This window comes from Streptococcus sp. ELY_86 (genome assembly GCF_058314495.1).
This window is the reverse complement of sequence record NZ_JBZFUK010000003.1, coordinates 234225-248498: the sequence shown is the minus strand read 5'-3', so window position 1 is coordinate 248498 and position 14274 is coordinate 234225. Positions and strand designations below refer to the sequence as shown.

Here is a 14274-nt window from a genome sequence, read left to right as displayed (position 1 = left end):
GGCTTTTTAGTGTACTCTCAAACTCATAATGGGAACAAAATATAAATTCATCTAAAACTATTGACTTTTCTTATAGTTTGTCTTTTTATGAACGATAGGTCTATTATAGCTAAAGATTTGGCTCTCTTCAAGGCCTTTATTTGATATTGTCCTGATTGAGAAAAAGCAGAACCATCATTTGCAGGAAGGTAAAGCCCAAAATAAAAGGCAGGGCATCGGGTGATAGGAGTTTGGTCAGCTCATCAATGACAAGCGCCGGCCTAAGAACCGTATCCCATGAGTTTAGTCTGGCATAGCGGCCCAGATGGATCGCTAAGCCGGACACAAAAGAAAGCAGCAGCATAAGCACCGTTTTAACATAAAAATCCTTGACGGCAAAACGTCTGAAAACCTGATTGACACTTTCAGCACCGCACAAAACGCCAAATAAAATACTGCCTATAAAAAGAAAATAAAGGATTAAGCTCCGTGAATCACTGAAAACAGCGGTTACAAAATCCATATGTACTATATCTGTCAGCATGTAAAAGGTATTGGGATAGAAGAAAAACCAGAGCAGGCCAAAAAGCAGGCTCAAAAAAGGATTTTTAAAACGATTTAAGCAAAAGCTGAAATCCAGAGCCAACAGGGCCAAAAACATGTTCCAAATCAGATATCTTTCTTCTATTTTAAAGTAGACAACAGCCAAAGAAATAATAAAAAAGAAAAAATGGCTGATCAGCAGCTTATGTTTCATATTAGTCTCCTCAATTGTTAAAAGTAACTATTCAGTTTGAAGAAAAAGTCTCTTTTCTTTGATATTTCCTTAGGTGATATCGGACGGCAAAACCAACCGCCAACGCTATAGCTCCTGACTAGGTTTTGCATTAGATTGCCGTTAGAAATAGTATCGATTTCTAACGGCAATCGTCGCAGCGGCTTCCTAAGAAATTCCATGCCTAAGTTCAAGATACAAAGGGCGCCTGCGGATAAAGGCAAAGTAGGGCGTGCGACGCGGAATCGTTAAGATTCTAGGCGGACTCATCTTTTTGCCACAATCCGAAAGCCCGTGTTCAATTAGTCTCAAAGTTTCCGAGTGTCAGACTCGGCTTACATGCCCCAATTCTGACACTTTCATCACGGCGGAAGCATCCTCAGCTTACTTGTGCTCGTGAAAACTTAAATTCATATGACAGTCTGCAGATTCTTTTTGCTCATCAAGGTAAGCAAGCGGAGGTTTGCCTACAGTCAATAAATTATATCATATTCTTATTTTCCGTAAAAATCATATAGACCTTTGCTTGCTTATCCTGTTTATTTTCTGCTATAATGACCCTATGACTAAAAAAATGATCGCTATTGATTTAGACGGAACACTTCTTAAAAGTGACGGAACCATTTCGGACTACACGGTTGCCGTTATTCAAAAAATCCAGGAACAGGGACATCTGGTTATTATCTCAACCGGACGGCCTTACCGTATGGCCTTAGAATTTTACAAAATTCTTGGTTTAAAGACACCGATGATTAATTTTAACGGCGCTCTGACGCATATTCCTGAACAAAAATGGGCTGGTGAACATAGAGTTAAAATCGAACGTAAATACCTTTTTGAGGTTTTAAAAAATGAAAAAGCGTTTGAAGCCGATTTTATTGCCAGTGAATACCGCAAAAAATTCTACCTGACTTTTAATCACCGCCAAGCCATCAAACCCGAAATATTTGGGGTCAAAAAGCTGACAGATAAGATGCAGCTCAAACCGGAAAAAATCACCCGCGACCCTCATGCCCTGCTCATGCAGACACGGGCTGCCGACAAATACGCCTTAGCCGATGACATGCTTAAACATTTCAACCATGAAATGGAAATCAGCAGCTGGGGCGGCCCCATGAATATTCTGGAATTTTCTCCCAAAGGTGTTAACAAAGCTTATGCCCTTAAGCACCTGCTCAAAACACTCAACCTCTCCAAAGAGGATTTAATTGCCTTTGGCGATGAGCATAATGACACTCAGATGCTGGAATTTGCTTCAGTCGGCTATGCCATGAAAAATGCCAATCAGATTCTGCTGCCTTATGCCGATAAGATGACACAGTTTGACAATGATCACGACGGTGTGGCTAAAGAACTGGAAAAACTTTTGCTGTAAAACCTAAAAACCTGAGACGAATTGTTTCTCAGGTTTTTTCTTATCTTTTAAACATTTAAAAAAGAGGCTGCCCAGTGCAAAAGCCGGGCTGCGATTATATTTACTGGCAGACCTTTGATTCTTAGCACTGCTAAAATCATTGCACTTAATTTTAGAATGAGCGGCTCTTAAAAATCATCTGCGGTCAGAGAAAGCTCTTCCTGACGGCTGTCTTCTAGGGCTGCTACTGTGACACCCAGCAAGCGGACACCCGAATTATTCTCAGCCAGACTGTCAAAAATTTGATGAGCCTGATGCTCAATCACGTCAAAATCCTGTGTTGGAAAATCCAATGTTTTGCGCTTCGTCAGTGTCGAAAAATCCGAATAGCGAACTTTGATGACAATAATCTTGCCTTTTCGCTCATTTTTTATTAAGCTGTCAGCCACCCGCCGTGCATTTTTTGAAAGTTCCGCTTTGATATCCTCGTCGCTGTAAAGCAGTTTGCCGTAAGTTCTTTCACTGCCGATAGACTTTCGGATACGGTTATTTTTGACTGGTGAATTGCTGATGCCGCGTGCTTTTCGGTAGAGATCAAAGCCAAAACGGCCAAAAAGGTCAATCAGGGTCATTTCTGGTATTTGCTGCAGGTCTTTGCCGGTGAACACATTGAGCTCATGAAGTTTCTCAACCGATTTTTTGCCCACGCCGTAAAATTTTTCAATAGGCAGGTCGGCTAAAAAAGCCTCCGCCTCTTCAGGCAAAATAACCGTTAACCCCCGTGGCTTGTCATAATCGCTGGCCAATTTAGCTAAAAATTTATTATAAGAAACACCGGCTGAACAAGTCAAGTGCAGCTCCTTCCAGATATCGTGCTGAATCAATTTGGCAATTTTAACAGCTGATTTCAAGTGCAGTTTATTTTCTGTGACGTCCAAATAGGCCTCATCAATACTCATCGGTTCTACCAAATCGGTATAACGTTTGAAAATTTCCCGAATCTGCATGCCGATTTCACGGTATTTGGCATGATTTCCCCTGATAAAAACAGCCTGCGGACAGCGTTCATAGGCTTCTTTAGAAGACATGGCTGAGTGTATACCGAATTTTCGCGCTTCATAATTGCAGGTCGAAACCACACCGCGGCCGCCTGTCTGACGGGGATCAGCACCGATAACTAACGGCTTCCCCCGCAGTTTGGGGTTATCCCGCTCTTCTACCGCAGCAAAAAAAGCATCCATATCAATATGAATGATTTTTCGCGATGTATCGTTAATCAGCGGGAAAATTAACATCAGACCTCCTTCAGTAGCTTAAAGCATAAACAAACAAGTTACTATAATCAAGGTTTTCTTATAATCTTTATTGACTAAAAGGTAGACACTGCCGAATAAAAAACCGGCCAGACAGGTTAAAATTCCTGTCCAAACACTGCCTTTCGAAAAAATATGCATTAAGCCCCAAGTCAAACCCAGCAAAATGCCTCCATAGGGAATTTTATCATTTTTAAACCAGGTTTCAAAAGCCTTCTGCCCAAAAACCAGTACCAGAGAAATCAAAAAGCTCTCAGCAGCATAATACAGGTACTGAAATACAAATTTCAGCCAGCCCAGATGCTGAAATTCAATGAAGATTTTGAAACCTTTCCAGTCCCAATATTGAATAAGTGTGATCAAAACAAAGCTCAGGACAACTGCCAGCCACTGCCAAGCAGAAACTTTTTTGGTACTGCCTTTTAACAGTTCAAAACCCGTTTGCTTTCTGCCCAAAGCAATGATGGCAAACCCCAAAACCAGCCAGGCCAAACTGGTGATAATCCAGTGAACAATCATCTGAAAAGGGCTTGCCTGGCCGAGTGATATTCCCAAAAGCTCCTCAGCCAGTGCCAGCAAAACTTCAAATAAGAAAGCAGCTGCCGCATACAAGGCCAGCCATAAAAAATTAAAACCTGTGACACGTCCGCTGTCTTTCATGGCAAGTCTCCTTAAACCTTTTATAAGTCTATTTTCATTATACTCTTTTTGACTGGTTTTTGCCATTTATAATACAGTTAAGCTTCTTTTAATAAACTGTATTATAAAAGAAACTGTTTACATCTAAAGCTTTTTAGTTGTGAAAACGGTTACTGTATGATAGAATGTAACTGAAAAATGTAACAGATGCACTGTTACTAGAAAAAAGAGGTTATTTAACTATGGCAACTGTTAAAACTAACACTGACGTTTTTGAAAAAGCTTGGGAAGGCTTTAAAGGAACTGACTGGAAAGAAAAAGCAAGCATTGCCCGCTTTGTACAGGCTAACTACACACCTTATGACGGTGACGAAAGCTTTCTGGCAGGACCGACTGAACGTTCTTTGAAAATCAAAAAAATTGTAGAAGAAACTAAGGCTAAATATGAAGAAGCTGGCCGTTTCCCAATGGACACTCGCCCAACATCAATTGCTGACATTCCTGCCGGCTACATCTCAAAAGAAGATGAGTTGATTTACGGTATCCAAAACGATGAACTTTTCAAATTGAACTTCATGCCAAAAGGCGGAATCCGCATGGCTGAAACTGCCTTGAAAGAACATGGCTATGAACCAGATCCGGCTGTTCATGAAATCTTCACTAAGTATGTTACAACTGTTAACGATGGTATTTTCCGCGCTTACACTTCTAACATTCGCCGTGCACGTCACGCTCACACAGTAACTGGTCTTCCAGATGCTTATTCACGCGGACGTATCATTGGTGTTTATGCACGTCTTGCTCTCTACGGTGCTGATTACCTGATGCAGGAAAAAGTAAACGACTGGAATGCTATCACTGAAATTGATGAAGAATCTATCCGTCTTCGTGAAGAAGTTAACCTTCAATACCAAGCACTTGGTGAAGTTGTTAAATTGGGTGACCTTTACGGCGTTGATGTTCGCAAACCTGCCATGAACGTTAAAGAAGCTATCCAATGGGTTAACATTGCATTTATGGCTGTCTGCCGTGTCATCAACGGTGCTGCTACATCTCTTGGACGTGTGCCAATCGTTCTTGACATCTTTGCAGAACGTGACCTGGCCCGCGGAACATTCACCGAAAGTGAAATTCAAGAATTTGTAGATGACTTCGTTATGAAACTTCGTACCGTGAAATTCGCTCGTACTAAAGCTTATGACGAACTTTACTCAGGTGACCCAACATTCATCACAACTTCTATGGCTGGTATGGGTGCTGACGGACGTCACCGTGTTACTAAGATGGACTACCGTTTCTTGAACACTCTTGACAATATCGGTAATGCTCCAGAACCAAACTTGACAGTCCTTTGGACTGACAAACTGCCTTACTCATTCCGCCGCTACTGTATGGTAATGAGCCACAAACACTCTTCTATTCAATATGAAGGTGTGACAACAATGGCTAAAGATGGTTATGGCGAAATGAGCTGTATCTCATGCTGTGTATCACCGCTTGACCCAGAAAATGAAGAACAACGTCACAACATCCAATACTTCGGTGCTCGTGTAAACGTTCTTAAAGCTCTTCTTACAGGTCTTAACGGCGGTTACGACGATGTTCACAAAGACTACAAGGTATTCGATATCGACCCTGTCCGTGATGATGTTCTTGACTTTGACACTGTTAAAGCTAACTTTGAAAAATCTCTTGACTGGCTGACTTCAACTTATGTAGATGCTTTGAACATCATCCACTACATGACTGATAAGTACAACTATGAAGCTGTTCAAATGGCCTTCTTGCCAACTAAACAACGCGCTAACATGGGATTTGGTATCTGTGGTTTCGCAAACACTGTTGACACATTGGCTGCTATCAAATACGCTACTGTTAAACCAATCCGTGACGAAGATGGCTACATCTACGATTATGAAACAACCGGTGAATACCCACGCTGGGGTGAAGATGATCCTCGTTCAAACGAATTGGCAGAATGGCTGATTGAAGCTTATACGACTCGTCTTCGCAGCCACAAACTTTACAAGAACGCTGAAGCTACTGTATCACTTCTTACCATCACTTCAAATGTTGCTTACTCTAAACAAACTGGTAACTCACCAGTTCACAAGGGTGTCTACCTCAACGAAGATGGCAGCGTAAACTTGTCTAAACTTGAATTCTTCTCACCAGGTGCAAACCCATCTAACAAAGCTCGCGGCGGATGGCTGCAAAACCTCAACTCTCTTGCAAGCCTTGACTTTGCTTATGCAGCTGATGGTATTTCACTGACAACACAAGTTTCACCTAAGGCACTTGGTAAAACATTTGACGAACAAGTTGATAACCTGGTAACTATCCTTGACGGTTACTTCGAAAACGGCGGTCAACACGTTAACTTGAATGTTATGAGCCTCAAAGATGTTTATGATAAGATCATGAGTGGTGAAGATGTTATCGTTCGTATCTCTGGTTACTGTGTAAACACTAAATACCTTACACCAGAACAAAAGACTGAATTGACACAGCGTGTCTTCCACGAAGTCCTTTCAATGGACGATGCTGCTGAAGCTCTCACAGGTCAAAAAGCTTAATCTTTTGAAGCTAGCAAACGAGTTTGAGATAAAATAATCTCAAGCTCGTTTTTTGTGATTATGATTTAAAAATCATATTTTATTTCTAACTATATTAAGAAAAAATACCAACAAACGTATGAAAATCAAACAAACACGCGATACCTTATCAACTACCTATCTTGATGCCGTTAAAATCAGAAATCTTATCTTCGTTCAAGGGCAGGGCGTCCCTTTGTCTATTGAAATTGATAAAAACGAAGCCTACTGTATTCATTTTGTCCTTTATGATGATCAGGACAGCCCTCTTGCCACCTGCCGGCTTCTGCCTGATGAGCAAAAAGATTTTGTGACCTTGCAGCGCATGGCTGTCCTTAAGACCCATCAGGGACTTGGTTTAGGCAGTAAAGTTCTGCAGGCAGCAGAAACATTTGCCAAAGATCAAGGATTTAAAAAAATTACCCTTCATGCTCAGATGGCCGCCTATGGTTTCTATGCGAAAAGTGGTTATCTGCCAGTAGGTGAGCAATTTTTAGAGGCTGGTATTGAGCATATCACTGTTGAAAAAACGCTGTAATGCCATGTGAACGGCCGGATAAAAAAGACAGCTGCCTAGCAGAGCGGACTATGTTTTCCCTTGCTTCTCATTCACAGAGCAAAGCTGATTAAAGTCATATATAAAAAGAGCCTGAGATTCATAATCTCAGGCTCACTTTTTGCAAGCAATGGAGCGCTTCTGCTGTTACAACAGTCGGCCGGGGCTGTTCTGCACAGACAAATAATGCGCGCAAATACTTTGGCACAGCAGCAGTTTTTATGATTTTACCAGTTCCTGCTCAATCAGAGCTATCAGTTCATTGCGGTCCAATATCCACTGAGCACGTTCATCTTTTTCATAGGTTCGATTGCTCAGAAAAATCGCTGCGCACTGCTTGGGAATATTGATAAGAATAAAAGTTCCTGTATAGCCGGTATGCAAAAGCCACTCTCCGTCCAAATCCCATGCCAGACTGCGCTCTTTAGCCGCAAGAGAATAGTTTTGAGTTAGTTTTTGTGCAAAATTATCCTTCAGGTAATGACTGGCAAAAATTTCCAAATCTCTAAGTGTTGAAAACAGCCCGGCTGAACCGGTATGAACGCCTAAAATCTGGGCCTTGGGATCATGAACCCTTCCTGATGCAGTCCCTCTGACTGTCGGAACCGCTGAATCAAGCGGCCCAAACATCGTTTTGCTCATTTGCCAAGGTTCAAAAATTTCCTTATCAAACAGGATATCCAAGGACTGACCGGTCAGCTCTTCCAGCATAAAACCAAGTAAAATAAAGTTGATATCTGTATATTTAAAGGACTTGTCCTTTGTTACCGTGATATGGTTAATAGCCTCTGTCAGCTGATCAGCAGACAGACTGTTACGATTGGGAATGTAGGGGTCAATACCGCTCGTATGCGTCAAAAGCTGACGCAGAGTGAGCGACCTGTCATGAAAGGCCGGATAGTAAAACTGCAGAGACTGATCCAGTTCTAAAGCACCGCTGTTTAGCATGAAAAGACAAAGTGTCCCAACACCGACAACCTTGGAAACACTGGCTAAATCATAGACAAGATCAGGCCTTGTCTCCTCTTCAGGCACCGTCTCTCCCAAGTAAAACTCCTGCCAGCCGCCTTTTTCATAGAGCGCGAGACTAGCCCCTAAATAGATATGCTGACTGATTTGCTCATGAATCTTGTTTAGTATCTTTTGATGGCTCATGATAATTTTCGAAACCAAATTTCAATGCGGCTGGGATCCGATAAAACCAGGACCTTTTCTTTTTTATCCAAGTAGACTTCCTGTCCCTTCTCTTCAAGATAAGCTTTCAGAGCTGCTAAATCATAGTCTGGAGCTACTCTGACTTCTAAGATTTCCAGATCCCAGGCAACATGCGGAGCCGTCTCCAAATCATCTCCCTGTCCTTCAACAAAATCTACAGACAGCGGAAATTGATTTTGGAACAGACCTCGGTAGAAATCCTGTGATTTATCTTTATCAGAAACATTTAAGATCAGTTTTTCCACCCTGTAAGAAGACAATCCTTTAAAGCCCTCCTGCGCCCTGAGATCTTCTTTTGTTTCTTTTACTTCTTTGAGAGTAGTCAAATCATCTTCAGCATGGAGCAGGAAAAGATCGTTTTCAGGTGATACGGCTTCAAAAGCATAACCTTTTTCTCCTCTTAAAATTTTAGTTGCCTCAGCTCCGTTTGCCAATAAAGCCGCTATTTCATCTGCCTTGTCAGCCTTGATAAACATCTTTTGCAGCTTTTTCAAGCCATTAACCGTTCTTGTCCTCACAGCAGGTGACTCTTCAATAACAAAATGGCTCTTAGCCTGCGACCAATCCGTAAAGATTGCCAGTGTATTTTCTTCAGAAAAGAGTTTAAACCCCAGGGTCTTTTGATAAAATTCAATATTTTTATCGCGGTTATTAACCCGCAAGACCGGCGAGTGAAAATCCATATGTCCAAATAAGCTCATTATCCTATCCTCCCTTAACACTTCCATTTTAGACAAAATATAAGATTTTGACAAGAAATTATGCGCTCTGACAAGTATTTTTCCGCCAGAAAACAGTAAAACTCTGCTTCTCTGCTGCCATTTGTATTGACAGCCAAAGCAGATTGCTGTTTTTCAGTAAGACTGACAAGAGTTTACCAATTTCAGCTATGTCTGCTGCAAGAGCTGCTTTTCATCAAGCAGCTGTTATCTGCTTTATTCGGCAAAAAGAAAAGCCGGGATTTCTAAATGTCCCGGCTTTCAGAGCTTATTTCAAGTATAAATATTTAAATAAAGCTACACCTGCGACAGCAGCAAGGATTGGTGCGATAACTGGCACCCATGAATACCACCATTTTGAATCACCTTTTGATTCACCAAGAACTGATTTTGGCAAGAAATGGTGCAAAAGACGCGGACCTAAGTCACGAGCGGGGTTAAGGGCAGGGCCGGTAGGTCCTCCTAAAGCTGCTACAAGAGCCATCACAAGGAAACCTAAACCTAAGTGAGCAACTGCCAAACCTGAATTAATATTAGCACCGACAGTCAGACCGACTTGAGAGAATTTAAATGCTGATGATGTCACATCTGTTCCCATTGTGTTCAGCTGCTGAACAATTTCACCGCCGAAATAATTTTTAGTAAGGGCAAGTGCTCCGAAGAAAAGGACAAATGAACCGGCAAACTCATTGAGGAAACCATTAATCAATGACGCTTTTTGAGTTGCAGCTGTATCGTCATCAACAGCTGATGTCGTTGAGAAAGTTCCTAAAATAGCATTGGCATCTTCAGTTTGTCTGTAGTAAGGCGCATGCGTCGCTACGACAACCAATTGACCGAAAATAGCTCCCAAAAGCTGAGCCAAAATATAAGGAAGGACTTGTTTCCATGGGAAAAGTTCTGAGACAGCAAGACCGAGCGTGAAAGCCGGGTTAATATGGTTACCAGATACATTACCAAACATCAAAGCGGGCAGCATAACACCAAAACCATATCCTAAAGTGATGATAACCCAGCCGCTTTTATGACCTTTTGTTCCTTTTAATTCAACATTTGCAACGGCACCATTCCCTAAAATAATAAGCAGAGCTGTACCAATAAATTCTGTGATATACTTCACAGTCCATGTAACATCCATTTGTCTTTTAATCCTCCGAGTTCAAATTTTTTAGACATGTACCATTTTATCAAGTATAATAGATAATGTAAAGCCTCTTAGAAAATTAAAAACGTTTACTTTGAAAGGGTCATATGAAATACAATCAATACAGCTACATTCAAACATCACAGGCTCAGGCAGAAAAAGAACTGCAGGAACTCGGATTTCACCTAAACACTCAACAAACAAATAAGGAAAACTTGGCTGAGTTCATCAGTCAGATTTATTTTCAAAATCCTGATAAAGACGATGTTTTCAAAGGTCTGATTGCTGACAGAAAGACTGATTTGGCTGCTTTTTTGCAGTCTTCCCGAGAGCTGACAGATGAGGTATTCTATCTGATTGCTCTGCAGCTGTTAGAGTTCACCGCTTATGTCGATTTTACAGACAGCAAATCTTTTGTTAAAGAAATCAATTTCCCGGTAACTTTTGACGCCAACCACTTTCTGCTCAATCTCTATCAGCTGCTGGCGACCCGCACTAAAAACGGCATGACACTTATTGACCGGCTGATCAGCCAAGGTTTTCTGGCTGCGAATAATACCTATCACTATTTCAACGGCAAAAGTTTAGCAACCTTTGATACCGCTGATGTAATTCGTGAAATTGTTTATGTTGAAGCACCGATTGATACCGATAAGGACGAAAAGCTAGATCTTATTAAGGTTAATATTATCCGCCCTAAAACCAAGGAGCCGCTTCCTGTGATCATGACAGCCAGCCCTTACCATCAAGGTGTCAATGAGAAAACATCAGATCAAAAACTGCATCAAATGGAAGGGGAACTGACAGTCAAGAAAGCCGGTCACATCAAGGTTGCTGAACAGAATTTTCAGCCTCTTGAAACAAACATTCCTGACTTACCAGTAAGTCCTGCTCAGGAAAGTTTTGCGCATATCAGCAGCTATAGTCTCAATGACTATCTTCTGGCCCGCGGTTTTGCCAATATCTATGTATCCGGTGTCGGTACTAAAGATTCCGATGGGTTCATGACCAGTGGTGACTATGCCCAGATTGAATCCTTTAAAGCTGTCATTGATTGGTTAAACGGCAGAGCAGCCGCCTACAGCAGCCATAAGCGTGACAAGCTCGTTATGGCTGACTGGACAAACGGATTGGTTGCAACGACAGGCAAATCTTATCTTGGAACCATATCAACCGGCCTCGCGACAACAGGTGTTGAAGGGCTTAAGGTGATTATTGCGGAGTCTGCCATTTCTTCTTGGTACGGCTATTATCGGGAAAATGGATTGGTTTGCAGCCCCGGCGGCTATCCCGGTGAAGATCTGGATGTCCTCACCGAACTGACTTATTCGCGTAATCTGACAGCCGGTGATTATTTGAGAAATAACTCCCGCTATCAGGAAATGCTCAATGAACAGTCAAAAGAAATAGACCGTATCAACGGAGACTACAGCCAGTTCTGGCAGGATCGCAACTACCTGCCCTATGCGCACAGCATCAAAGCGCATGTGGTTTATACACACGGCCTGCAGGACTGGAATGTCAAGCCCAATCAGGTCTATGATATTTTTAATGCCCTGCCTTCTCATATCGAAAAACATGCCTTTTTGCACCATGGTGAGCACGTTTATATGCATAACTGGCAGTCTATTGACTTCCGAGAAAGCATGAATGCCCTCCTAACCAAGGAGCTGCTTGGCTGTTCCAATCATTTTCAGCTGCCGGCTGTTATCTGGCAGGACAATTCACAGTTTGCTGCCTGGAAAAATTTAAACCATTTTGGCAGCGGGCAAACCATACATTTGCCTCTTGGAAAAGATCAGCAGATGATTGACAATCACTATCCTTCTGCTGACTTTAAACGCTACAGCAAGGACTACCACAGTTTCAAGGCAGATCTCTTCAGCAAAAAAGCCAATGAAATTACTGTTGATCTGCCCATTCAAAAAGACCTGCTCATTAACGGCCAAATGACTTTAAACATCAAGCTCAAATCCAGCAGCAACAAGGGCATCCTCTCCGCACAAGTGCTAGATTTCGGCCGGAAAAAACGTTTCTCTGACCGTCCGGAAATTCTTGAGCTTAACAGTATTGACAACGGTCAGAACTTCTCCTGCGAAGCTCTTCGTGAACTGCCTTACAAACAAACACCTTATCGAGTAATTAGCAAGGCCGTACTCAATTTACAAAACCGAACAGACCTGCTAAAAATTGAAGATGTCGTTCCCAAAGAATGGATGACTGTGCAGTTTAAGCTGCAAGCAAGTATTTACCAACTCAAAAAAGGAGACACTCTCAGAGTGATTCTTTATACCACCGATTTTGAACATACCATCCGCGATAACAGCAACTACGCTCTGACGGTGGACTTGGCCAATTCATCACTTGATATTCCCTATACATCGGATGCAACATAAAAATCTTCAAGTAAAAAACAGCCAAAAAGCGGCAAATCGGCAGTCGGATTTTAACCGAAAGCTGACTTGCCGCTTTTTTTGTTTGTGTTTTTTTATCAGCCGACAGAGCCTTCCATTTCGTAAGAAATAAGCCGGTTAAGCTCAATCGCATATTCCATAGGAAGCTCTTTGGTAAAGGGCTCAACAAAGCCCATGACAATCATTTCGGTAGCTTGGCTTTCTGTCAGGCCGCGGCTCATCAGATAATAAAGCTGCTCTTCAGAAATTTTGGACACCTTGGCCTCGTGTTCCAAGGCCACCTGAGAATTGTGAATTTCATTGAAAGGCACTGTGTCAGACCGAGATAGTTCATCCATGATAATGGTATCACATTCAATGTGGCTGACAGACTTGCGGGAATCCTTGCCAAAGGTCACCTGCCCCCGATAATTGACTTCGCCGCCTCCTTTAGAAATGGACTTGGAAACAATAGAAGAGCTGGTGTGCGGAGCATTGTGAATCATCTTGCCGCCGGTATCCTGAACTTGTTTGCCGTTAGCAAAAGCAATTGAGAGCATAGTCCCGCGCGCACCTTCTCCATCTAAAATAACAGACGGATACTTCATCGTTGTATGGGAACCCAAATTGCCGTCAATCCACTCTACTGTAGCGTTTTTATCAGCTCTTGCCCGCTTGGTCACCAAGTTATAGACATTATCCGACCAGTTTTGAATGGTTGAATAGCGCATGTAAGAACCCTCAAGCGCATAGACTTCAACAATGGCAGCATGCAGGCTGGCCGTCGAGTAGATAGGCGCCGTGCATCCCTCAACATAATGGACACTGGCTCCCTCATCAACAATAATCAAGGTCCGCTCAAACTGCCCCGTCTCTTCATGGTTCATCCGAAAATAGGTCTGTAAGGGGATGTCGCATTTGACCCCTTTAGGAACATAGATAAAGGTGCCGCCTGACCAAAAGGCCGCGTTTAAAGCTGACAGCTTATTATCCCCCGGTGATACTAACTTAGCAAAATATTTCTTAAATAAATCCGGGTATTCTCTGAGAGCCGTATCCGTATCTGTAAAGATAATGCCCAGACGGTCATATTCATCTTTCATATTATGATAGACAACTTCTGACTCATACTGAACAACAGCACCTGCCAAATAATTGCGCTCGGCTTCCGGAATTCCGATTCGATCAAAAGTTTCTTTTATCTTTTCGGGGACATCATCCCAAGAATGTTCTGCCTGCTTGGAAGCCTTTTGGTAGTAAATAATCTCATCAAAATCAAGCTCCGACAGATCCGGTCCCCAGTCCGGCATAGGCATCTTATGAAAAGTTTCAAGAGCCTTAAGACGGAAATTCAGCATCCATTCGGGCTCCCCTTTAGCTCGGGAAAGTTCACGCACGGCAGCTTCTGTTGCACCTTTGCCGGTTGAAATAATAGGCTCGATATCATCGTGAAAGCCGAATTTATAATCACCTAACTCAATAGGCTTAGGAGTTACTTGTGTTTTTGTTTCAGACATTGGTTCACCTTCTTTTAATATATCTAATATACTAAAATTTCTGATATTTTGCCATTTTTCGAACAGCATTTTTTGT

11 protein-coding genes are annotated in these 14274 nt (G+C 42.2%); 4 read left to right on the top strand and 7 right to left on the bottom strand.

Annotation, left to right across the window (positions count from 1 at the left end; genetic code table 11):
- Positions 1-136 precede the first annotated feature (136 nt).
- A complete protein-coding gene (locus tag AC4HAN_RS06705) occupies positions 137-736 on the bottom strand; it encodes a DUF1361 domain-containing protein (RefSeq protein ID WP_491091811.1) in 600 nt (199 codons plus the stop codon).
- Between the two features lie 580 nt (positions 737-1316).
- On the opposite strand from AC4HAN_RS06705, the gene AC4HAN_RS06700 reads away from it, so the two are divergent.
- Positions 1317-2129, top strand: coding sequence for a Cof-type HAD-IIB family hydrolase (locus AC4HAN_RS06700; protein ID WP_491091810.1), 813 nt, complete (start codon positions 1317-1319; stop codon positions 2127-2129).
- 167 nt (positions 2130-2296) lie between these two features.
- Here AC4HAN_RS06700 and dinB read toward each other — a convergent pair whose 3' ends face one another.
- Positions 2297-3403, bottom strand: a complete 1107-nt coding sequence (dinB, locus tag AC4HAN_RS06695; protein ID WP_491091809.1) for a DNA polymerase IV — start codon at positions 3401-3403, stop codon at positions 2297-2299.
- A gap of 18 nt (positions 3404-3421) precedes the next feature.
- Positions 3422-4081: a hypothetical protein gene (locus AC4HAN_RS06690; RefSeq protein ID WP_491091808.1), complete on the bottom strand. Its 660-nt coding sequence runs from the start codon at positions 4079-4081 to the stop codon at positions 3422-3424.
- A 221-nt stretch (positions 4082-4302) separates the two neighbouring features.
- Here AC4HAN_RS06690 and pflB point away from each other — a divergent pair, with 221 nt between their 5' ends.
- Positions 4303-6636 carry a formate C-acetyltransferase gene (pflB, locus tag AC4HAN_RS06685; RefSeq protein WP_491091807.1) on the top strand — a complete coding sequence of 778 codons (2334 nt, stop codon included), beginning with the start codon at positions 4303-4305 and terminating at the stop codon, positions 6634-6636.
- 118 nt (positions 6637-6754) lie between these two features.
- On the top strand, positions 6755-7192 hold the full coding sequence (locus AC4HAN_RS06680) for a GNAT family N-acetyltransferase (RefSeq protein ID WP_491091806.1): 438 nt from the start codon (positions 6755-6757) through the stop codon (positions 7190-7192).
- A gap of 237 nt (positions 7193-7429) precedes the next feature.
- Here the strand turns inward: AC4HAN_RS06680 and AC4HAN_RS06675 are convergent, their stop codons facing one another.
- From AC4HAN_RS06675 to gla, 3 genes are all read right to left on the bottom strand, one after another.
- Entirely contained in the window at positions 7430-8365 is a 936-nt protein-coding gene (locus tag AC4HAN_RS06675) for a serine hydrolase domain-containing protein (RefSeq protein WP_491091817.1), read from the bottom strand.
- Positions 8362-9126 carry a CppA family protein gene (locus AC4HAN_RS06670; RefSeq protein ID WP_491091805.1) on the bottom strand — a complete coding sequence of 255 codons (765 nt, stop codon included), beginning with the start codon at positions 9124-9126 and terminating at the stop codon, positions 8362-8364. Before AC4HAN_RS06670 ends, AC4HAN_RS06675 begins: the two co-directional genes overlap by 4 nt.
- A gap of 286 nt (positions 9127-9412) precedes the next feature.
- Positions 9413-10282: an aquaglyceroporin Gla gene (gla, locus tag AC4HAN_RS06665; RefSeq protein WP_491091804.1), complete on the bottom strand. Its 870-nt coding sequence runs from the start codon at positions 10280-10282 to the stop codon at positions 9413-9415.
- A gap of 113 nt (positions 10283-10395) precedes the next feature.
- Between gla and AC4HAN_RS06660 the strand changes: the two genes are divergently transcribed.
- Positions 10396-12684: a Xaa-Pro dipeptidyl-peptidase gene (locus AC4HAN_RS06660; RefSeq protein WP_491091803.1), complete on the top strand. Its 2289-nt coding sequence runs from the start codon at positions 10396-10398 to the stop codon at positions 12682-12684.
- 95 nt (positions 12685-12779) lie between these two features.
- On the opposite strand, the gene sufB is transcribed toward AC4HAN_RS06660, so the two are convergent.
- A complete protein-coding gene (sufB, locus tag AC4HAN_RS06655; RefSeq protein WP_491091802.1) occupies positions 12780-14198 on the bottom strand; it encodes a Fe-S cluster assembly protein SufB in 1419 nt (472 codons plus the stop codon).
- Between the last annotated feature and the right edge of the window lie 76 nt (positions 14199-14274).